The organism is Massilia hydrophila (assembly GCF_020208145.1).
Taxonomy (GTDB): domain Bacteria; phylum Pseudomonadota; class Gammaproteobacteria; order Burkholderiales; family Burkholderiaceae_D; genus Telluria; species Telluria hydrophila.
Genome location: NZ_JAHYBX010000002.1, coordinates 90,046 through 108,837, shown reverse-complemented (window position 1 = coordinate 108,837; position 18,792 = coordinate 90,046). Strand labels below are relative to the sequence as shown.

Annotated in this window: 21 protein-coding genes and 1 tRNA gene; 8 read left to right on the top strand and 14 right to left on the bottom strand. The window is 67.7% G+C overall.

Going from position 1 to position 18,792, the window contains the following annotated elements:
- Window positions 1–39: 39 nt before the first annotated feature.
- The 5 genes from LE190_RS07630 to LE190_RS07610 all read right to left on the bottom strand — a co-directional run bounded on the left by LE190_RS07630 (window position 40) and on the right by LE190_RS07610 (window position 4,183).
- On the bottom strand, window positions 40–996 hold the full coding sequence (locus LE190_RS07630) for an NAD(P)H-dependent flavin oxidoreductase (protein WP_225238166.1): 957 nt from the start codon (window positions 994–996) through the stop codon (window positions 40–42).
- 75 nt (window positions 997–1,071) lie between these two features.
- Complete coding sequence (locus LE190_RS07625) at window positions 1,072–1,983, bottom strand: MBL fold metallo-hydrolase (protein ID WP_225238165.1); 912 nt, start codon at window positions 1,981–1,983, stop codon at window positions 1,072–1,074.
- Between the two features lies 1 nt (window position 1,984).
- Complete coding sequence (locus LE190_RS07620) at window positions 1,985–2,179, bottom strand: DUF1289 domain-containing protein (RefSeq protein WP_225238164.1); 195 nt, start codon at window positions 2,177–2,179, stop codon at window positions 1,985–1,987.
- A gap of 8 nt (window positions 2,180–2,187) precedes the next feature.
- Window positions 2,188–3,654, bottom strand: coding sequence for a UbiA family prenyltransferase (locus LE190_RS07615; RefSeq protein WP_225238163.1), 1,467 nt, complete (start codon window positions 3,652–3,654; stop codon window positions 2,188–2,190).
- Window positions 3,655–3,739: 85 nt separating this feature from the next.
- Window positions 3,740–4,183 (bottom strand): thioesterase family protein, encoded by a 444-nt coding sequence (locus LE190_RS07610; RefSeq protein ID WP_225238162.1) that lies wholly within the window; start codon window positions 4,181–4,183, stop codon window positions 3,740–3,742.
- Between the two features lie 122 nt (window positions 4,184–4,305).
- On the opposite strand from LE190_RS07610, the gene LE190_RS07605 reads away from it, so the two are divergent.
- On the top strand, window positions 4,306–4,743 hold the full coding sequence (locus tag LE190_RS07605) for a ribbon-helix-helix domain-containing protein (protein WP_225238161.1): 438 nt from the start codon (window positions 4,306–4,308) through the stop codon (window positions 4,741–4,743).
- Window positions 4,744–4,765: 22 nt separating this feature from the next.
- Window positions 4,766–5,899, top strand: coding sequence for an extracellular catalytic domain type 1 short-chain-length polyhydroxyalkanoate depolymerase (locus tag LE190_RS07600; RefSeq protein ID WP_225238160.1), 1,134 nt, complete (start codon window positions 4,766–4,768; stop codon window positions 5,897–5,899).
- Here LE190_RS07600 and LE190_RS07595 read toward each other — a convergent pair.
- The gene (locus tag LE190_RS07595) at window positions 5,896–6,084 is read right to left on the bottom strand and encodes a cysteine-rich CWC family protein (RefSeq protein ID WP_225238159.1); all 189 of its coding nucleotides are present in this window, start codon (window positions 6,082–6,084) and stop codon (window positions 5,896–5,898) included. The genes LE190_RS07600 and LE190_RS07595 overlap by 4 nt on opposite strands.
- A gap of 138 nt (window positions 6,085–6,222) precedes the next feature.
- Between LE190_RS07595 and argB the strand changes: the two genes are divergently transcribed.
- Both argB and LE190_RS07585 read left to right on the top strand, forming a co-directional pair.
- Window positions 6,223–7,152 (top strand): acetylglutamate kinase, encoded by a 930-nt coding sequence (gene argB, locus LE190_RS07590; RefSeq protein WP_225238158.1) that lies wholly within the window; start codon window positions 6,223–6,225, stop codon window positions 7,150–7,152.
- 43 nt (window positions 7,153–7,195) lie between these two features.
- A tRNA-Thr gene (locus LE190_RS07585) sits at window positions 7,196–7,270 on the top strand.
- Window positions 7,271–7,305: 35 nt separating this feature from the next.
- On the opposite strand, the gene LE190_RS07580 is transcribed toward LE190_RS07585, so the two are convergent.
- Window positions 7,306–8,211, bottom strand: coding sequence for a TraB/GumN family protein (locus tag LE190_RS07580; RefSeq protein WP_225238157.1), 906 nt, complete (start codon window positions 8,209–8,211; stop codon window positions 7,306–7,308).
- On the opposite strand from LE190_RS07580, the gene LE190_RS07575 reads away from it, so the two are divergent.
- The 3 genes from LE190_RS07575 to pabB are packed head-to-tail and all read left to right on the top strand — an operon-like array spanning window position 8,210 to window position 11,438.
- Complete coding sequence (locus LE190_RS07575; protein ID WP_439847476.1) at window positions 8,210–8,965, top strand: pyrimidine 5'-nucleotidase; 756 nt, start codon at window positions 8,210–8,212, stop codon at window positions 8,963–8,965. The genes LE190_RS07580 and LE190_RS07575 overlap by 2 nt on opposite strands.
- A gap of 29 nt (window positions 8,966–8,994) precedes the next feature.
- Window positions 8,995–9,573, top strand: a complete 579-nt coding sequence (slmA, locus tag LE190_RS07570) for a nucleoid occlusion factor SlmA (protein WP_225238155.1) — start codon at window positions 8,995–8,997, stop codon at window positions 9,571–9,573.
- A 32-nt stretch (window positions 9,574–9,605) separates the two neighbouring features.
- The gene (gene pabB, locus LE190_RS07565) at window positions 9,606–11,438 is read left to right on the top strand and encodes an aminodeoxychorismate synthase component I (protein WP_225238154.1); all 1,833 of its coding nucleotides are present in this window, start codon (window positions 9,606–9,608) and stop codon (window positions 11,436–11,438) included.
- A 16-nt stretch (window positions 11,439–11,454) separates the two neighbouring features.
- Here the strand turns inward: pabB and LE190_RS07560 are convergent, their stop codons facing one another.
- The 3 genes from LE190_RS07560 to LE190_RS07550 all read right to left on the bottom strand — a co-directional run bounded on the left by LE190_RS07560 (window position 11,455) and on the right by LE190_RS07550 (window position 13,312).
- Window positions 11,455–12,078 carry an OmpW/AlkL family protein gene (locus tag LE190_RS07560; protein ID WP_225238153.1) on the bottom strand — a complete coding sequence of 208 codons (624 nt, stop codon included), beginning with the start codon at window positions 12,076–12,078 and terminating at the stop codon, window positions 11,455–11,457.
- 118 nt (window positions 12,079–12,196) lie between these two features.
- Complete coding sequence (locus LE190_RS07555; RefSeq protein ID WP_225238152.1) at window positions 12,197–12,802, bottom strand: glutathione peroxidase; 606 nt, start codon at window positions 12,800–12,802, stop codon at window positions 12,197–12,199.
- 87 nt (window positions 12,803–12,889) lie between these two features.
- Window positions 12,890–13,312: a CoA-binding protein gene (locus tag LE190_RS07550; RefSeq protein ID WP_225238151.1), complete on the bottom strand. Its 423-nt coding sequence runs from the start codon at window positions 13,310–13,312 to the stop codon at window positions 12,890–12,892.
- 138 nt (window positions 13,313–13,450) lie between these two features.
- On the opposite strand from LE190_RS07550, the gene LE190_RS07545 reads away from it, so the two are divergent.
- Window positions 13,451–14,107, top strand: a complete 657-nt coding sequence (locus LE190_RS07545; RefSeq protein ID WP_225238150.1) for a peptidoglycan recognition protein family protein — start codon at window positions 13,451–13,453, stop codon at window positions 14,105–14,107.
- A gap of 104 nt (window positions 14,108–14,211) precedes the next feature.
- On the opposite strand, the gene LE190_RS07540 is transcribed toward LE190_RS07545, so the two are convergent.
- From LE190_RS07540 to LE190_RS07525, 4 genes are all read right to left on the bottom strand, one after another.
- Window positions 14,212–15,891 carry a serine hydrolase gene (locus LE190_RS07540; protein WP_225238149.1) on the bottom strand — a complete coding sequence of 560 codons (1,680 nt, stop codon included), beginning with the start codon at window positions 15,889–15,891 and terminating at the stop codon, window positions 14,212–14,214.
- Between the two features lie 92 nt (window positions 15,892–15,983).
- Complete coding sequence (locus LE190_RS07535; RefSeq protein ID WP_225238148.1) at window positions 15,984–17,663, bottom strand: serine hydrolase; 1,680 nt, start codon at window positions 17,661–17,663, stop codon at window positions 15,984–15,986.
- 141 nt (window positions 17,664–17,804) lie between these two features.
- The gene (locus tag LE190_RS07530; RefSeq protein ID WP_225238147.1) at window positions 17,805–18,167 is read right to left on the bottom strand and encodes a hypothetical protein; all 363 of its coding nucleotides are present in this window, start codon (window positions 18,165–18,167) and stop codon (window positions 17,805–17,807) included.
- A 188-nt stretch (window positions 18,168–18,355) separates the two neighbouring features.
- Window positions 18,356–18,778, bottom strand: coding sequence for a F0F1 ATP synthase subunit epsilon (locus LE190_RS07525; protein WP_036216819.1), 423 nt, complete (start codon window positions 18,776–18,778; stop codon window positions 18,356–18,358).
- Window positions 18,779–18,792 lie beyond the last annotated feature (14 nt).

Below are 18,792 nucleotides of genomic sequence, written 5' to 3'. Positions count from 1 at the left end.
ATCGTAGCGTGGGCAGCTCTCCTGCCCACGCGGACAACTTCAGCGCAGCGCCAGGCGCGCGCGCGCCGCCGCGTATTCGCGCTGCAAGCGCTCCACCATGTCCGCCACGCTCGGCACGTCGTCCATCAGGCCCACGCCCTGGCCCGCGCCCCAGATGTCGCGCCAGGCCTTGGCGCTGCCCGAACCAAAGCTCATCTTGCTCTTGTCCGATTCCGGCAGATTGTCCGGATCCAGCCCGGCCGCGACGATCGATTTCTTCAGGTAGTTGCCGTGCACCCCCGTAAACAGGTTGGTGTACACCACGTCGGCCGCCGTCGAATCCACGATCGCCTCGCGGTAGGCATCGGACACGTTCGATTCCCTGGTCGCCAGCCAGCGCGAGCCGATGTAGGCGAAATCGGCGCCCATGGCCTGGGCCGCGAGGATGGCGTCGCCGGTGGCGATCGAGCCGGACAGCGCCAGCGGGCCCTGGAAGAACTTGCGCACCTCGCCCACCAGCGCGAACGGCGACAGCGCGCCCGCATGGCCGCCGGCGCCGGCCGCCACCAGGATCAGGCCATCCACGCCCGCCTCCAGCGCCTTCTGCGCATGGCGGATCGACACCACGTCGTGCAGCACGATGCCGCCATAGGCGTGCACCGCGTCCAGCATTTCCTGCGGCGGCGCGCGCAGCGACGAAATGATGATCGGCACCTGGTGCTTCACGCACACCTCGACGTCGTGCGCCAGGCGGTCGTTGGAAGCGTGCACGATCTGGTTCACCGCGATCGGGCCCACCTTCGCGCCCGGATTGGCGGCCGCGTAGTCGGCCAGCTCGCGCTGCAGGTCGGTCAGCCAGGTGTCGAGCAGCTCGGCCGGACGCGCGTTCAGGGCCGGGAAGGAGCCGACGATGCCGGCCTTGCACTGGGCCGCCACCAGCGCGGGGCCGCTGGCGATGAACATCGGCGAGGCGATGACGGGAAGGGTCAGGTCTTGCAGCACGGTGGGCAGCGTCATGGAAGGCTCTCGGTGGTCGGTGGAGGAAGGGGCATTATGCCGTGAAAAAAGAACGATCGTGCTAGATTCCGGACTCTAAACATCGACCAGGCGCGCCTCCTCGATGCGCGCAGCGCCGGCCCGCAGCAGCGCGGCCGTGGCCCATTGCGCCAGCGCGTGCGGCGCCATCGGCAGCAGGGTGCGGCGCACCCGTTCCACCAGCGGGATCGACACCAGCAGGCCGGGCAGCGCCTCCAGCGCCAGCGCGCGCCGCTCCAGCAGCAGGAACTTGAGCAGCACCTTGACCGCGTTCTGCGCATTGCGCACCGGGTCGGCCGCCAGGTAGTCGAGCCGTGCCCGGGCGCGCGCCAGCGCGGCGCCGACCTCGCCGAACACGGGGCCGTGGCCGGGAATGACGAGGCGGACGTCGAGGCTGGCGACCAGGTCCAGCGTGGCGCCGACTTCCGTGAAGCCGGGTTCGCCCGCCAGTTCGGGAAACACCACCCCGAAGCCGTTCTCCCACAGCGCGTCGCCGGAGATCAGGATGCCCTCCCGGGCGCAGTAGAACAACAGCGCATGCGGATCGTGGCCGGGCGCGGCCAGCACCTGCCAGGGCAGGTCGCCCAGCTGCAGGGTGTCGCCCGGGGCCAGGGTCGCATCGAAGCTGAAACGCGCGCACTGCTGGCCGGTGGCGCGGTAGCTCAGCGCCTCCTCGTCCCAGGCCGCCACCCTGGCCGCGTCGAGCGCGGGAATCGCGGTATGGCAGGCATAGGCCTGCTGCAGCAGCGCGTTGCCGCCGCAATGGTCCGAATGCAGGTGGGTGTTGAGCAGGCGTTCGAGCGGGCGCTCGCCGAGCCGATGGCGTACCAGGGCCAGGGTCTGCGCCGCATGGGTCACATAGCCGCTGTCGACCAGCGCCGTGCCGCCCTCCCCGCTGAACAGGATGTTGTTGGACGAGAGCCAGCCCCGCTCGAACACGTGGACCGACGACGGCAGGCGCAGGTCCACTTCAGCCCCAGTCGATCGCCGCCTCGCGGCGCCGGATCTCGTTCCAGACGGCGCGCTTGTAGTCGTCTCCCGCAGCGCCCCAGGCGACGATCTCGTCGATCGTGCGCAGGCAGCCGCGGCACAGGCCGGTGGCGGCATCCATCTCGCACACGTTGATGCAGGGCGAAGGAACAGGGTGTGGCAGTTCGGGGTTCATGCCGGGGTTCATCCGATCAGCGCCTTCACGTCGATGTAGTGGGCGCAAATGGCCACCACGACCATCAGGCCGAGCGCCAGCCGGCTGCCGCGGTCTTTCAGCGCGTACAGCACCGGGTCGTCGTCCATCTCGCCGCGCGCGGTCTTGATCCACAGGCGGCCCAGCCAGTAGATCATCAGGGCCGCCAGGCCCCACAGCAGCACCGGACTGGCGTAGCGCGCCGCCGTCTCGGACGCGTTGATGAACAGGCCCAGCACCACCACCGCCGCCAGCGCCGAGGCCAGGCCCATCGGCCACAGCACGGCCAGGTCGACCACGCGATAGTCGCGCCCGTGCGCATTGGCCTGGCCGCGCTGCTGCATCAGCTGCAGTTCGGAGCAGCGCTTCACCAGCGCCAGGCTGAGGAACACGAACAGCGAGAAGGCCAGCAGCCAGGAGGTGGTGTGGATGCCCACCGCCACCGAGCCGGTCACGATGCGCAGGGTGTACAGCACCGACAGCATCAGCACGTCGAGCAGGACGCGCTCCTTCAGCCACCAGCTGTAGGCCGTGGTCAGTACCACGTAGGACGCCAGCATCGCCACGAATCCGGTATTGATGGTGAAGGCCAGCGCAAAGGCGCCCAGCATCAGCAGCAGCGCCGCGCCCACCCCGCTGCCGATCGGCAGCGCCCCGCTGGCGAACGGCCGCAGGCGCTTGCGCGGGTGGCGGCGGTCGTTGCCGAGGTCCCACAGGTCGTTGGCGATATAGGTGCTCGATGCCGCCAGCGAAAAACAGAAGAAGGCCAGCAGCATGGTGGCCAGGTCTTCGGGCAGGAAGGAGAACGCGGTCAGCAGGGGCACGAACAGCAGCACGTTCTTGGCCCACTGGTGCATGCGCAGCGCCTTGCGCCAGGTGCCCAGGCCGGCGGCGGGACGGGCGAATTCCTTTTCCACCGGGTGCTGCGCGCGCACCGTGCGCGCCACCGCCGCCGAGGCGCCCACCAGCACCGCGGCCTGGGCGCCCTCCCACACCGGCAGGTCGGCCGCACTGTCGCCCGCATAGGCGAAGGCCGGTCCGACTTCGGCGCGGATCGCGGCCAGCTTGTTGACTCCCTTCAGGTTGGTCGCGCCGTCGGTGGCCAGCACCCGGTCGAACAGGCCCAGGTGGCCGGCCACGCCTTCGGCGATCGAACGGTGGGCGGCGGTGGCCAGCACCAGGGTGCGCCCGGCCGCCTTCTCGGCTGCCAGGTAGTCGAGCAGGTCCTGGCGGTAGGGCAGCTGGTCCGGCGCCAGGCTGACCCGGCTGGCGATCTCGGATTTCATGACTTCGCGCCCGCGCGCCAGCCATAGGGGCAGCTTGAACAGGGCCAGCGGTGTGGCCTTGGCCAGGAGCAGCACGGATTCGACCAGGGTATCGGTCGGGGTCAGGGTGCCGTCGAGGTCCACCACGAGGGGGACGGCGGCGGCGCGCGGCGGCGGTGTGGAATCCAGCATGGAAGTATCAGCCGAGGTCATCAGGTTTCATATTCGGTAAGGGCAAGGCCATCGCGCATTATCGCTCATTGCGCAGGGGCCATGCTCAGGCCGGCGGAGCGGCCGCGCGCCACTGCGCCTGCTTGCGCGCCAGCTTGTCCGCGAAGCGCGCCGGGTCGATCAGGTGCCGCTCGTGGATGCCTTCGCACACCTTCTCCACCTCGTCCCAGGCCTCGACCCGGAAGCGCACCCGGCGCCCCTCGACTTCCAGCACGCTGCCGCGGATCGTGAGCGTCATGCCGGGCGGGGTCGGCGCCAGGTGGCGAAAGCTCACCATCGTACCCAGGCTCTGCTCGGCGGGCCAGTCCATGAAGGGCATCAGCCCGTGCAGGCAGGCCAGTTCCATCATGCCGACCAGGTAGCCGGTGGCCAGCACCGCCGGCATGTCGCGGCAGAACGGCGTGTCGTGGTAGAGCTCGGGCACCGTGGCACGCCGCGGGACCGTGTAGCGCCATTCAAAACAATGGCCGAGTTGTATTTCTGCGCGCATGTGCGCAGATTAACCCAGCCTGGCGCATTTGGTGAAATCACGCTTGACCCGGGGGGTCAGGGGCGTACACTCCATGGACCATCCATGTGGATGGTGCAAGCTGGCTGTATGCCATGAAAGGCATGATGAGCAAGGACCTTGTCAAAGCGGTTGCGGCCAGGGAAACGGCGCGACCGGCGGATTCGGAGAAGATCACGATCAACCTGGGACCGATCGACCTCGGCCAGATCGACCTCCTGGTGAGCGAAGGCTTCTATGCCAACCGTTCCGACCTGATCCGCACGGCGATCCGCAACCAGCTGCAGGCGCATGCCGATGTCGTGCGCCAGACGGTGGCGCGGCGCAGCCTGGTGCTCGGCATGCACCATTACACGCGCGCCGACCTAGAACGGGCGCGCGCCGCCGGCGAGCGCCTGCACATTCAGGTGCTGGGCCTGGCCAGCATCGCCCACGACGTCACGCCCGAGCTGGCGCTGGACACCATCGACTCCATCGTCGTCCTGGGCGCGCTGCATGCCAGCAGCGCGGTCAAGACGGCACTCGCCGCGCGCATCCAGTAAGCGCGCCGGCCAAAGGACAACCATGAAACTGAACAAGCAGCTGCTCGCCCACATGCGCAAGGCGACCCGGACGCTCCTGAACAAGGGCCCGGTCGATACCGCAGCCATCGTGCAGGAAGCGATGAAGCATGCCAACGCCTTCCAGCGCTCCGCTGCCCCTTCCGGCGCGCCGCCGATGCGCGACCTCAACCCACCGCCCGCGAACGGCGCGGCCAGGCAGGCCGCGCCCGCCGGCACGATGCCGGACATGCTCGCCAACCTGCAGCGCAGCATGGAGGCGGTGCGCGAGCAGTTCGGCGGCCTGGGCGGCACCGAAGCGCAGGCTTCCTGGCCGGGCAGCTTCATCAGCGGCAGCCATGCCAACGCGGCCGGCGCGCGCGACTACAAGCTGTACGTGCCGAGCACGCTGGGAGAAGAACCGGCCGCGCTGGTGGTCATGCTGCACGGCTGCACCCAGGACCCCGACGATTTCGCGCACGGCACCGGCATGAACGCGCTGGCCGAGGAATTGCGCTGCCTGGTGGTCTATCCGGCCCAGTCGCAGGCGGCCAACCCTTCGCGCTGCTGGAACTGGTTCAACGAGGCGGACCAGCAGCACGGACGTGGCGAACCGTCGATCATCGCCGGCATCACACGCGACGTGATGGCACGCTACCCGGTCGATGCGCGCCAGGTCTTCGTGGCCGGACTGTCGGCGGGAGGCGCGATGGCCACCATCATGGGCACCCTGTATCCGGACCTGTACGCCGCGGTCGGCGTGCATTCGGGCCTGCCGTTCGCGGCGGCGAACGACCTGCCTTCGGCGCTGGCGGCGATGAAGGGCGAGTTCCGGCGCAGCCAGGCGCCGGGACGACCGCTGCCGGTCATCGTGTTCCATGGCGACCGCGATACCACCGTGCATCCGGCCAATGGCGACGCGCTGGTGGCGCATGCGCGCGCCGCGCGCAGGACGGCGGAACCGGGCCAGGTGCCCGATGGCCACGCCTATACCCGCACCACCCACCACCACGCAGACGGCACAGTGCATGCCGAGCACTGGCTGATCCATGGGGCGGGCCACGCCTGGTCGGGCGGAAACGCGCGCGGCAGTTATACCGATGGCAAGGGACCGGACGCGAGCCGCGAAATGATGCGGTTCTTCCGTACCCGGCGCTAGGACGCAGCCTGGGTGTTCGCCAGCGCGGCCGCGATATGCGCGCGCAGGCAGGCCGGACACCAGCAGCCGGCCGCCTCCTGCGGCACCGGCACGGCCGGCGGCAAGGCCGTGCACCAGCAGGGCTCGGGGCTGCCGTCCACCATGGCGCAGCCGAACTGCGCGCCGCAGCGGGTGCAGGTACTCATAAGGTGTTCCTGTGTGGAATGAATTGCATGTCTTGGTACGGTGGGGAACCGCCCATAAAATACAACAAGACGCCATATAATCAGCACAAGGACTACCCTGTTGCCTTAAAATCTTGCGACATTTATTTTGGACCACCCATGAACCCAAGCCTGAGCAGCCTGAATACCGACGACCAACCCAGCGATCTGACCAAGGTGTCGCCGCAGATCAAGGCGCAGATCCTGGCCGAGGCGCTTCCCTATATCCGTAATTTCCACGGCAAGACCATCGTCATCAAATACGGCGGCAACGCCATGACCGACGAGCGCCTGAAGCACGGCTTCGCGCGCGACGTCATCCTGCTCAAGCTGGTGGGCATGAATCCGGTCGTGGTGCATGGCGGCGGTCCGCAGATCGACAATGCGCTGAAGAAGATCGGCAAGCAGGGCACTTTCGTGCAGGGCATGCGCATCACCGACGAAGAGACCATGGAAGTGGTCGAATGGGTGCTGGGCGGTGAAGTCCAGCAGGACATCGTCATGCTGATCAACCACTACGGCGGCCAGGCCGTGGGCCTGACCGGCAAGGACGGCGGCCTGATCCGCGCACGCCGCATGAGCATGCCAGACAAGGAAAAGCCGGGCGAGTTCCTCGACATCGGCTTCGTCGGCGAAATCGAGGCCATCAACCCGGCGGTCGTGAAAGCGCTGCAGGACGACGCCTTCATCCCGATCATCTCGCCGATCGGCTTCGGCCAGGACGGCCAGGCCTACAACATCAATGCCGACGTCGTCGCCGGCAAGATCGCCGAGATCCTGAAAGCCGAGAAGCTGATCATGATGACCAACATCGCGGGCGTGCAGGACAAGGCCGGCAACCTGGTCACCGACCTGTCGGCGCGCGAGATCGACGAGATGTTCGAAGACGGCACGATTTCGGGTGGCATGCTGCCGAAAATCTCGTCGGCGCTGGATGCCGCGAAATCGGGCGTCAATACGGTCCACATCATCGACGGGCGTATCGAACACAGTTTGTTGCTGGAAGTCTTGACCGAACAGGCTTTTGGCACTATGATCCGGTCTCACTAAATTTTTTGTGGCGGAAACATCCGCCACGGAGAATGACCTGAATGCCCTTGTAGCTCAGTGGTAGAGCACTCCCTTGGTAAGGGAGAGGCCACGTGTTCAATCCACGTCAAGGGCACCATTTTCCTCCCGCTGTATTCCTCCTGCACTACCCTCCTAGTAGATCCGTTCCACCTTGATGCCGCGCTTGCGCAGCAGCTCGGGCAGGCTGTGCTTGCCGATCAGGTGCAGCAGGCCCACCGCCACCACCGCCTTGTCCTCTCGCGCCAGCAGCGAAGCGATCTTGTCCGCCATCGGTCCGTTGCGTTCGTGCAGCACCACCTGGCGCAGGTAGGCGCCGCCGATGCTGTCATCGCTGTCGATGCGCCGGGCGATCGCCTCCAGCGCCTCCTGGTCGGCGCGTTCGTAGGCGTCGAACAGCGCACGGGTTTCCTGCCGCTGCCGGCCCGAGGCCATCTCGGCCAGCGTTTCCTCGAGCAGGCGCCACTGCTGTTCGTCGGTGAGCCGGTCGAACAGCGCCAGCTGGTATTCCCAGGTCTCGAGTTCGACCACGCGCAGCGGACGCCCGCGCCCTTCCCTGCCCTCATGCGCCAGCCGTGCCAGGTGGACGTCGACGCCGTATTCGGCCACATAGCCGAGCGCGGCCGCTTCGCGCTGCGCCAGCATCGTCACCAGCATCCAGGGTTTCAGGCCGGCGATGTCCTCGCGCGCGATCCCGTGCTGCATCAAGGCGGCCTCGATGCGGGAGCGCCGCTCGGGGGCGAGGGCGGCGATGCCGGGGCTGCCGGGTGCGAACACGGCGTAGCGGGACAGGGTCGCCGTCATCGCGGGCGTATACGCGGACGGGTCGATTTCCAGCGCCAGCGCGGGCGCGGCCGCCAGCGCCTGGGCGATGCGCGGCTCGAGCGGATAGAAGCCGGCGCGGCCGGCGTGGATGGTGCCGTACAGGTGCAGGGTGTGGCCGTGCCCGGTCACCCGGAACAAAGCGCCGCGCTCGGCGCCCACGGCCTGGCAAGCCATCAGGAACAGGGCCAGGAAGACCACTATAATCGGATGTCGCATCCCTTACTCCGTTCGTCTGGAAACCGTGCCAAATCATACCTTGCCCTCACCCGTCTGGCTGTTTGACCTCGACAACACGCTGCATGACGCGTCGCACGCGATTTTTCCTGCGATCAGCGCCAACATGAACACGTATATCGCGCGCGTGCTGGGCGACGGCGTCGCCCCCGCCAGCCAGGCGCAAGTGGATGCCGCCCGCCTCGGCTACTGGAAGCGCTATGGCGCCACCCTGCTCGGCATGATCCGCCACCACAGCGTGTCGGCCACCGACTTCCTGCACGTCACCCACGACATCGGCGCCCTCGACAAGCTGGTGCGCGCGGAAAAGGGCCTTGGCACCCTGCTGCGGCGCCTGCCGGGGCGCAAGATCCTGCTCACCAATGCCCCGACCCGCTATTCGACCGAGGTGATGCGCCACCTCGGCCTGAGCCGGCATTTCGCGCACCATGTCGCGATCGAGCACATGCACGTGCACCGCCAGCTGCGTCCGAAACCATCGGGCCTGATGCTGCGCCGCCTGCTGCGCAAGCACGGCGTGGCGGCGCGCCGCTGCATCCTGGTCGAGGACACGCTGGCCAACCTGAAAAGCGCCAGCCGGCTCGGCCTGCGCACCGTGTGGGTGACCCAATACCTGCGCATGAGCGATCCGATCGGCAAGGCCCCCTTGCCGAGGACCCTGAAACGCCCCGGTTACGTCGATGTCAAAGTAAAATCCGTCCGGCAGTTGCCCGCACGCCTGCACCGGCTGCGCTAACAAAACCAACGACACAGACTAGGGATCACATGGCAAGTTCCAAGCCGGGCCAGCGCAAGCTGCAAATCCTCCAGGCGCTGGCCTCGATGCTCGAGCAGCCGAAAGGCGAGAAGATCACCACGGCGGCGCTGGCGGCGCGCCTGTCGGTCTCGGAGGCCGCGCTGTACCGCCACTTCGCCAGCAAGGCCCAGATGTACGAAGGACTGATCGACTTCATCGAATCCAGCGTGTTCGGCCTAATCAACCAGATCGCCGAGCGCGAGGAAAACGGCGTGCACCAGGCGCACGCCATCCTGCAGATGCTGCTCTCCTTCGCCAGCAACAATCCCGGCATGACCCGGGTCCTGATCGGCGACGCCCTGGTGGGCGAAGACGAGCGCCTGCAGCTGCGCATGAACGGCTTCTACGACCGGATCGAGCTGGCCTTCAAAGGCGCGCTGCGGGTCGCCGTCACCCAGGGCCACGGCGACGAGGCCGACGTCGGCGCGCGCGCCAGCATGCTGGTGAGCTACGTGACCGGCCGCTGGCACCGCTACGCCAAGAGCGGCTTCCGCCAGAACCCGGCCGAGGGCACGGCGCTGCAGCTGTCGCTGCTGCTGGCGGCCTAGGATCTCCCGCGGCCAGACATACACACGTACGCATGGACACCCAGGAAGTCTTCGCCCTGCTGGACGATGCCAGCGCCGCCACCGAGGCCCGCTCCCGCCTGTACAGCCGCCACGCCGGCACGCTCGCTTGCCTTGACGCGGCCGGCTGGCCGCAGCTGCTGCGCGAGATGCAGGAAGCGCTCGGGCGCGGCCTGTACGCGGTGCCGCTGCTGAGCTACGAGCTGGGCGCGCAGCTGCAGGGCCTGCCCGCCCATGCGAGCGCTGCGCCGCTGGCCCGGGTGCTGCTGTTCGAGACCTGCGAGCACCTCGACGCGGCCCAGGTCGAGGCCTGGATCGCCACCCGCGCCGCTCCTGGCGAGCCGGCCGGCGTGGCGGGCATCGAAGCCAACGTGGACGAAGCCGCGTTCAGCGCCGCGATCGGCCGCATCCGCGACTACATCGCGGCCGGCGACACCTACCAGGTCAACTACACCTACCGCCTGCGCTTCGATGCCTACGGTCCCCTGGCGGGCCTGTACGCGCGGCTGCGGGCGCGCCAGCGCGTGCCCTACGGGGCGCTGGTGGCCCTGCCGGACGGCGGCGCGGTGCTGTCCTTCTCGCCCGAGCTGTTCGTGCGCCTGGACGGCGGCACCCTGCTGGCACGTCCGATGAAGGGCACGGCACCGGCCAGCGGCGCGGACGCGGTGGACGAGGAACGCGCGCGCGCCCTCTCCCGCGACCCCAAGAACCGCGCCGAGAACCTGATGATCGTCGACCTGCTGCGCAACGACCTGGGACGGGTGGCACAGACTGGCAGCGTCGCGGTGCCCGCCCTGTTCGAAGTGAAACGCTATGGCGGCGTGCTGCAGATGACCTCGACCGTGCAGGCGCGCCTGCGGCCGGACGCCAGCCTGGAGCAGCTGTTCGCCGCCCTGTACCCCTGCGGTTCGATTACCGGGGCACCGAAGCGGCGCACGATGGAGATCATCCACGAACTCGAACCCGACGCGCGCGGCATCTATACGGGCGCGATCGGCTGGTTCGATCCGCCGGCGCCCGGCGCGGCCATCGGCGACTTCTGCCTGTCGGTGCCGATCCGTACCCTGGCACTGGAGGCGCCGCAGGGACGCACCCGCAGGGGCGAACTGGGGGTCGGGGCCGGCATCGTGTACGACAGCGACGCCGCTTCCGAATACGCAGAATGCCAGCTCAAGGCGCGCTTCCTCACCGGCCTGCCCAATGCGTTCACCCTGTTCGAGACCCTGCGCGCCTCGCGCGATGAAGGCTGCCGCCATCTGGACCGGCACCTGGCGCGCCTGGCCGCTTCCTGCCGCTATGCGGGCCATGCCTTCGACCCGGCCGCCGCGCGCGCGGCACTGGATGCCGCCTGCGCGGCGCTGCCGCCCGGCGGGCTGCACCGGCTGCGCCTGGCCGTCGCCCCGGACGGAGAACTGCAGCTGCAGGCGGCCCCGCTCGCGCCGCTGGCCGAACCGGTGCGGCTCCTGCTGGCGCGGGAAGGCACGCACTCGGGCGACGCCCTGTTACGCCACAAGACGGCGCTGCGGGCCGGCTACGACGCCGCCTGGCGCGCCGCCGAGGCGCAAGGCGCGTTCGACGCCCTGTTCTTCAACGAACGGGGGGAATTGACCGAGGGGGGACGCAGCAATGTGTTCGTGCGCTTCGGCGCCGCGTGGTACACGCCGCCGCTGTCGAGCGGCGTGCTGCCGGGCGTGATGCGCGCCGTGCTGCTGGCGGCGCCGGCCTGGAACGCGAGCGAGCGCGTGATCACGCGCGCCATGCTGGCGCAGGCAGACGACATCGTCGTCTGCAACGCGCTGCGCGGGCCGCTGCGGGCGGTGCTGCTGGACGACCCGCAGCGCGACTAAGACCCTCTCCGGGCGCTCAGAAACGGTAGCCGACGCCGACGCCGAACAGCAGCGGGTCCACCTTCACCGTACTGGCGTGTGCACCGCCGAGCAGCAGGTCGCTGCGCAGGTTCAGCTTTTTCACGTCCACGTTCAGCGACCAGCGCGCATCGAGACGGATGTCCACGCCGGCCTGCAGCGCCAGACCCCAGCTGTTCTTTTCAAGGTCGGCCGCGCCGTTGAGCAGCTTGACGTGCGAGATGCGGGTGTAGTTGACGCCGACGCCGAGGTAGGGATTCAGCGCGGCCTGCGGCGCGAAGTGGTACTGCGCGCTCAGGGTCGGCGGCAGGTGGCGCAGGCTGCCGATGCGGGCGCCATCGAGCATCACGTCGTGCTTCTGGGGATACGTCAGGATCAGCTCGGCCGCCAGCTGGGGCGTGAAGAAGTAGCTGATGTCGAGTTCCGGAATGGTCTTGTTGGACACGTGGATGCGGTCGCTGCCGCCGGTGCCGGCGAGCGGCGTGGAACGGTCGGCCGGGTTGATATGGACGGCGCGCGCGCGTACCATCCAGCCGCTTTCCTGGGTCTGGTCCTGGGCCAGGGCCTGGCTACCGGCGAGGGCAAGTACCAGGACCAGGCCATGCTGCAACATCGTTTTCATGCTGTTTACCTTTCGTCATGTCATCAGTGACGAGGTAAGCATATTGATGCAGCGCAAAAAAATCGTTGATGTGGATCAAATAACCACAATACCAGAAAGGTTATTCAATCCGATCGGATCACAGAGCCTGTTCGATCTTGCCGACCAGTGCCGGGTCCTCGGGCGTGACCTTGCTTGGGAAATGCGCGAGCACCTTGCCGTCGCGGCCGATCAGGTACTTGGTGAAGTTCCACTTGGGCGCCTGGCCGGTGGCCTGAGCCAGGCTGGCGTGCAGCGGGTTAGCTTCCGGCCCCGTGACCGAGCTCTTGGCGAACATGGGGAACTTGACGCCATAGGTGTTGAAGCAGAAATCGGCGATCTCCTTGGCGCTGCCCGGCTCCTGCTTGCCGAAGTCGTTCGAGGGGAAGCCCAGCACCACCAGGCCGCGCCCGCCGTACTTGGCATACAGCTTCTCCAGTCCCTCGTACTGCTTGGTGAAGCCGCAATAGCTGGCCGTGTTCACCACCAGCACCACCTTGCCGGCGTACTGGCACAAGTCCTGCGGCGCCTCGTCCTGCAGGCGCTTGAAGTTCTGCTTGAGGATGGCCGGGCAGGCAGCTGGCATGCGCGCGGCGGCCGGCACCGGGCTGGCCGCGTTGGTCGCCTGCGCGGCGGCCGGCTGCGACAGGGCGGCGCCGGCCAGGGCCGCCAGCACGGCGACGGACAGGAAGGTGGGCTTGGACATGGCGAGGCTTTGCGCTGGTTGGGATACCACGATTGTAACGCAGGCAAGCGCTGTCATGACCGGCGCCGACGGTGCAGGTGCGGGTCCTTAGCCGTTCAGGCTGCGGTGCTCGATCTTGATGCAGTGGTTCATCACCACGTCAAGCCCGGCAGCGCGCGCGAGGTCGGCCGCGGCCTGGTTCTCGATGTCGAGCTGCATCCACAGGCAGCCGGCACGCACGGCGATGGCGTCGCGCGCGATCGGCGGGATGTCGTCCGCCTTGCGGAAGCAGTCGACGATGTCGATGCGCTGGCCGTCCGCGGCCAGCGCATCGGCTGCTTCCTGCAGCGTGGCGAACACCGGCTCGCCGAGGATGGCCTGGCCGGCATAGCTTGGATTGACCGGCAGGATGCGGTAGCCATGCTGCTGGAGGTAGGCCGCCACTTCGTGGCTGGCGCGCTCGGGCTTGTCGGACAGGCCGACGATGGCGATGGTCTTGCTGTCGCTGAGGATCTGGGCAATGCTTCTCATGGTGTCGATGGATGGTGGATGGGGAGCTGGTGCTGGTGCTGGACGCCAGCTTAGCAGGTTTGCATGCGCTGGCGCGGCGCGCATAAACATGGAATGATGCGCCCACCTTCCCAACCAGGTCCCGGACCAATGCCGCCAATGCGCCAGCCCTTCCCAGCCGTCGTCCCTGCCGTCCTCCTTGCCGCCTCCCTCGCCATCGCGGCCCTGCCGCTGCCGGCCGGCGCCACCACCCCGCAGGACTTGCCCCTCGCCGCGGTCGAACGCGCCATCGTGCCCGTCGCCGCCTGGGGCGGCAGCCCGGCCGACCCGGCCCGGGCGCGCCGCCACGCCATCCGCCACATCACCCTGCACCACCAGGGCGAGCCGTTCAAGCCCGGCACCGACCCGCAGGCCTACCTGCGCCGCCTGCAGGACTGGTCGCGCAGCAGCAAGGGCTGGCTCGACATCCCCTACCACTACGTGATCGACCTGGACGGCCGCATCTACGCAGCGCGCGACATCAGCTTCGCCGGCGACACCAACACCGACTACGACCCGAGCGGCCACGCCCTGATCGAGGTGGTGGGCAATTTCGAGGAAGTGGAGCCGAACCAGCGCCAGCTCGACGCCGTGGTCGACCTGATGGCGCTGCTGGCCGCGAAGCACCAGGTGCCGCTGGACGCCATCCGCAGCCACCGGGATTATTCGGACAAGACCGTGTGCCCGGGTGCGAACCTGTACCGCTACGTCGCAGGCGATTATTTCCGCCACAAGGTGGCCCTGCGCCTGGCCGGCGAACAGGCCGCACGGCGCTGAATACATTCATTCAGCGTTGTCGCATCAATCGTAGGGTGGGCGGGTCTCCCGCCCACGCGCTCAAACCAGGGCGATGCTACCCGTGCGGCGCCGCACATCACCAATCAAAGCTTGCGCCCCGGCGTACTACGCCCACCCTGCTTCAGCACCAGCGTCTGCCCTTCCCTTCCGGCCACCTGCTCGAAGCTGATCTCCGCATCGACCTGCTGCGAGAAGAAGGCGGTCTCGCTCATCGGGAAGATCTCCAGCCTGCCCTGTCCGGTGGCCTGGGCAAAGTAACGGTCGCCGTCGCGCGTGAGTTCCAGCACGAAGCCCGGCGCCAGCTCGTAGCGGCCGGCGCGCGCATCGAAGGACGCATTGGCGATCTTCACCGCCTGGCGTGCCGGGGCCGCGTCGCCGCTGCGCGGATACGGCACCGTGTTGCCATCCTGGTGATGGGTCACCGCGGTGACCTTGCCGCCGGCGTCGCGCTGGAACGCGTACCAGTCGAGCGCACCGGGCACGAAGAACTCGGTGGCGGAGGCGGCCTTCAGCATCACCGGCGGGCGGCCGCTACGCTGCATCGTGAGCACCTCGCCGCTGCGCCGGAACACGCGCTGCGTGCCTTTCTCGATCCCGTAGGCGCCGCTGAAGGCATCGAGCGCACTGCCGTCCAGCGCCACTTCGCGCAGTTCCCGGTAGGGCTTCCCGATGGCGATGCCGGCCGCCTTGCGCGCCACCACGGCCGGATTGGCCGGGCCGCTGTCGCTGTTGGTCAGCACCGCCACATAGACCTTCTGGTCCGGGAAGCGCAGCGCATGGGTGCTGAACCCGTTGATGCCGCCGCCGTGGCCCATGGCGGTCTCGCCCTGCACCTTGCTGACATCCCAGCCATAGCCGTAGTTGGTCGGCTTGCCGTCGTCCAGGCGGTAGGAGGTGAAGGCGCGCTGCCAGCTGGCCGGCTTGAGCAGGCGCCCGGCGCCGATCGCCGCGTCCCAGCGCGCCAGGTCGTCCACGGTGGACACCAGCGAACCGGCCGCGTAGGGCTGGCTCATGCTGAGCGGCTTGGCGGGGCCGAAACCGGTCGCGCCGCGGGTATGGCCGGCGGCCACCGGCGCCTTGCCGTGCCCAAAACCTTCGTAATAGGTATCGAGCATGCCGAGCGGCGTGAAGATGCGCTGCTCCAGGAAGGCGTGGTAGGGCTGGCCGGAGATCCTTTCGATGATCGCGCCGAGCAGGAAGTAGCCCGAGTTGTTGTAGCGGTACTGGCTGCCCGGCTCGAAGTCGAGCGGATCGTTCTTGAACGAGTCGATCATCTGGGCCACCGTCAGGTCCTGCGCCATGCGATTGACGTAATCCGGCTTGCCCGTGTAGCTGGCGATGCCCGAGGTATGCGTCAGCAGGTGCTCGATGGTGATGCGCTTGCCCCTGGTCGGGTAGTCCGGCAGGTGCCTGGTGATGTCGTCGCTTACCGACAGCTTGCCTTCTTCCTGCAGCAGCAGGATCGCGGCCGCCGTGAACTGCTTGGTGATCGAGCCGAGGCGCAGCGCCATGTCGGGCGTCATCGGCACGCCTTGCGCGGTGTCCGCCATGCCGTAGGCGCGGCGCAGCACGGTCTTGCCGTCCGTGACCACGATGACCGTGGCACCTGGCATCTCGGGCCTGAAATACGGCGCGAGCGCGGCGTCGATGCGGCTGGCCAGGTCTTGCTGGGCCAGTGTGGAGGCTGACGCGTCCTGGGCGAAGGCGGCATACGGATGGCACAGCAGTAGCGCGGCGGCGCAGATGGCGGAACGGAGCAGCATGGTCGGAATCCCTTTCTGTTGTTGTCCTGGCGTGGGTCACTATATCGCCCCCTCGCGTGGCTGGAATCACCACGAAGGGGGGCAAGCATGGATTACAGGCGGCGCCCGGTGAAGCTGCGGCTGCCCTGCCTGAACGACAGGTCCTGGCCTTCGAAGCCGATCTCGGCATCGATATCGCGCGCGAAGAAACGGGTTTCGCTCAAGGGGAAGATCTCGAGCCGGCGCTGGCCGCTCGGCTGCACGAAGTAGCGGCTGCCGTCGCGCTTCACTTCCAGCACCATGCCGGGCTGGATCTCGTAGCGGCCGGCGTGCGCATCGAAGGCGGCGTCGGCGATCCTGGCCACGATCCGCGGCGGCGGCGGCGCCTCGCTGCTGCGGGTGTGGACCAGCGCCCTGCCGTCCTGGTAATAGGTCACGCCGGTCACCTTGCCCGTATCGGCGCCACCCTCGCGCTGGAACACGAACCAGTCGGCCGTATCCGGTACGAAGAAGGCGTTGGCCGACATCGCCTTCAGCACCAGCGGCCCGCGGCCCGGGCGCTGCAGCGAGAGGAAGTCGCCGTCGCGCCAGAACACGCGGCGGCTGTCATCCAGGGTGTACACGCCTGCCACCGCATCCAGCGCAGCGGCATCGAGCGCCACTTCGCGAAATTCCGGCAGCGGCTTGCCGATGGCGACCGCCGCCGCCCGGCGTGCCACCACGTCCGGCACCACGGTGCCGCCGTCGCCATTGGTCAGCACCGCCACATACACGCCCTTGGCGGGCACCCGCAGGCCGTAGGAGCGGAAACCGCGGGTCGAGCCGCTGTGGCCGATGACCGCTTCGCCCTGGATCAGGCTCAGCTCCCAGCCATAGCCATAGTGGCTGTCCTTGCCGTCGCTGAGGCGGTACGAGGTGAAGGCGCGCTGCCAGGTGGCCGGCGTGAGCAGCTTCTTGCCGACCGCGGCATCCCATTTCGCCAGGTCGTCCACCGTCGAGACCAGCTCGCCCGCGGCATAGGACTGGTTCCTGCCCAGCGGGCGGGCCGCACCGAAACCGTTCTCCGATGGCGAGTGGCCTGCGGCGCTCGGCCACTTGGCGCGCTCCTGGCCCTCGTAGGCGGTATGGTCCATGCCGAGCGGCGTGAAGATGCGCTGTGCGAGGAACTGGTGGTAAGGTATGCCCGAGACCTTCTCGATGATGGCGCCGAGCAGGTAGTAGCCGGAATTGTTGTAGCGCCAGGCGCTGCCCGGCTCGAACTGCAGCGGGTCGTTCTTGAACGAGTCGATCAGCGCGGCCACCGTGGTGTCCTGCGGCGCACGCTGCGAGAAGCCCGGCTTGCCGGTATAGCTGACGATGCCCGAGGTATGGGTCAGCAGGTGTTCGATGGTGATCCGCTTGCCCTGGGTCGGATAGTCCGGAAGGTAGCTGGTGATCTCGTCGTCGACGGAGAGCTTGCCCTCGTCCGCCAGCAGCAGGATGGCGGTGGCGGTGAACTGCTTGGTCATCGAGCCGATGCGCATGGCCATCTCGGGCGCCATTTTCACGCCCTTGACCGTGTCGGCCATGCCATAGGCACGGCGCAGGACAGTCTGGCCATCCTTGACCACCAGGACGATGCCGCCTGGCGCCTCGGCGGGGAAATAGGGAGCGACGGTCGCGTGCAGGCGGAAGGACAGGTCTTCCAGGGCGCGCTTGCTGAGCGGCTTGTCAGGGGTGGAGTCGGCTGCGAAGGTGGTATGCGGCGCGCACAGGAGCAGCGCGGCGGCGCAGATGGCGGTACGGATGAACATGGTCGACATTCCTTTCTTGTTATGGACTGCCGTGACTGTACGTACGGGGCCTACCCTGCCGCAATCAGGAGCCGATCAGTGGTCGTTCGGATGGGTCAAGTGGTGGCTATGCGGGGGCGAACGGGAGCGCCCCGGCAGGCGTCAAGGCAGGCGGGCGGCGAGGAACAGCCAGATCACGGTCATCACGAGGACGCCGGTGATGGTCACGCAGGTACCGGTGAAGAACAGGGCCGACAGCATGGTGGCGGACAGCACGCGCTCGAACAGGAAGCCGAGCGCGAAGTCGAAGGTGGCCAGCACCGACCAGCGCCGCATGTAGACCGGCAAATAACGGCTCATGCGCCGGTTGTGCTCGCGCGCGGCGTGGCGCTCGAGCAAATTGCGCGCCCTGCTCACGTCGCGGAACAGCCAGTCGAAGAAGAGGAAGCGGTACAGGGTCTGGCCGAAGCGGTCGTCCGCTGGCAGGGTTTGCTGCTGTTCGCGATGGTCTGGAGGGCTTGCCATGGTCGGCTCGAGCTGTCTGAACGCACAGGAGGCCATACTAAGCCCAAAACACCCACGCACCCGTACGCCAGCTAACCGTGCGCCGCCGTCTTCATTGCAGGCTCTTGCGCACAACAATGCCAATAAAAAAGGCAGCCAGAAGGCTGCCTTTTTGTGCCGCAAACGCGGATGCTTGATTCAACTGTGAATCAGCGTCCTTTCGAACGCAGCTTCTGGATCGCCGCCAGCTGCGCGATCGCCGCAGCCATTTCGGCCTGGGCTTTCGCGTAGTCGATCTTCGACTCCTTGTTCAGCATCAGCTCTTCGGCCTGCTTCTTTGCTTCCAGTGCCTTCGCTTCGTCCAGGTCGCCACCGCGGATCGCGGTGTCGGCCAGCACGGTCACGCCGTTCGGCTGCACTTCGAGGATACCGCCTGCGACGAAGACGAACTCTTCGCCGCCGGCAGCCGTCTGGATCCGGACGGCACCTGGCCTGATGCGCGTGATCAGCGGGGTGTGGCGTGGGTAGATACCCAGCTCACCCGCTTCACCCGGCAGCGCGACGAAGGTAGCCAGGCCGGAGAAGATCTGCTCTTCGGCCGAGACCACGTCCACTTGAATGGTGTTTGCCATGTCTGTCCTTCGGG

Excerpts from the sequence above, each read along its gene's own strand:
- LE190_RS07630 (WP_225238166.1), bottom strand. The coding sequence starts at position 996 with ATGACGCTGCCCACCGTGCTGCAAGACCTGACCCTTCCCGTCATCGCC.
- LE190_RS07620 (WP_225238164.1), bottom strand. The coding sequence starts at position 2,179 with ATGAACCCCGAACTGCCACACCCTGTTCCTTCGCCCTGCATCAACGTG.
- LE190_RS07615 (WP_225238163.1), bottom strand. The coding sequence starts at position 3,654 with ATGCTGGATTCCACACCGCCGCCGCGCGCCGCCGCCGTCCCCCTCGTG.
- LE190_RS07610 (WP_225238162.1), bottom strand. The coding sequence starts at position 4,183 with ATGCGCGCAGAAATACAACTCGGCCATTGTTTTGAATGGCGCTACACG.
- LE190_RS07605 (WP_225238161.1), top strand. The coding sequence starts at position 4,306 with ATGATGAGCAAGGACCTTGTCAAAGCGGTTGCGGCCAGGGAAACGGCG.
- LE190_RS07600 (WP_225238160.1), top strand. The coding sequence starts at position 4,766 with ATGAAACTGAACAAGCAGCTGCTCGCCCACATGCGCAAGGCGACCCGG.
- LE190_RS07595 (WP_225238159.1), bottom strand. The coding sequence starts at position 6,084 with ATGAGTACCTGCACCCGCTGCGGCGCGCAGTTCGGCTGCGCCATGGTG.
- argB (WP_225238158.1), top strand. The coding sequence starts at position 6,223 with ATGAACCCAAGCCTGAGCAGCCTGAATACCGACGACCAACCCAGCGAT.
- LE190_RS07580 (WP_225238157.1), bottom strand. The coding sequence starts at position 8,211 with ATGCGACATCCGATTATAGTGGTCTTCCTGGCCCTGTTCCTGATGGCT.
- slmA (WP_225238155.1), top strand. The coding sequence starts at position 8,995 with ATGGCAAGTTCCAAGCCGGGCCAGCGCAAGCTGCAAATCCTCCAGGCG.
- pabB (WP_225238154.1), top strand. The coding sequence starts at position 9,606 with ATGGACACCCAGGAAGTCTTCGCCCTGCTGGACGATGCCAGCGCCGCC.
- LE190_RS07560 (WP_225238153.1), bottom strand. The coding sequence starts at position 12,078 with ATGAAAACGATGTTGCAGCATGGCCTGGTCCTGGTACTTGCCCTCGCC.
- LE190_RS07555 (WP_225238152.1), bottom strand. The coding sequence starts at position 12,802 with ATGTCCAAGCCCACCTTCCTGTCCGTCGCCGTGCTGGCGGCCCTGGCC.
- LE190_RS07550 (WP_225238151.1), bottom strand. The coding sequence starts at position 13,312 with ATGAGAAGCATTGCCCAGATCCTCAGCGACAGCAAGACCATCGCCATC.
- LE190_RS07545 (WP_225238150.1), top strand. The coding sequence starts at position 13,451 with ATGCGCCAGCCCTTCCCAGCCGTCGTCCCTGCCGTCCTCCTTGCCGCC.
- LE190_RS07540 (WP_225238149.1), bottom strand. The coding sequence starts at position 15,891 with ATGCTGCTCCGTTCCGCCATCTGCGCCGCCGCGCTACTGCTGTGCCAT.
- LE190_RS07535 (WP_225238148.1), bottom strand. The coding sequence starts at position 17,663 with ATGTTCATCCGTACCGCCATCTGCGCCGCCGCGCTGCTCCTGTGCGCG.
- LE190_RS07530 (WP_225238147.1), bottom strand. The coding sequence starts at position 18,167 with ATGGCAAGCCCTCCAGACCATCGCGAACAGCAGCAAACCCTGCCAGCG.
- LE190_RS07525 (WP_036216819.1), bottom strand. The coding sequence starts at position 18,778 with ATGGCAAACACCATTCAAGTGGACGTGGTCTCGGCCGAAGAGCAGATC.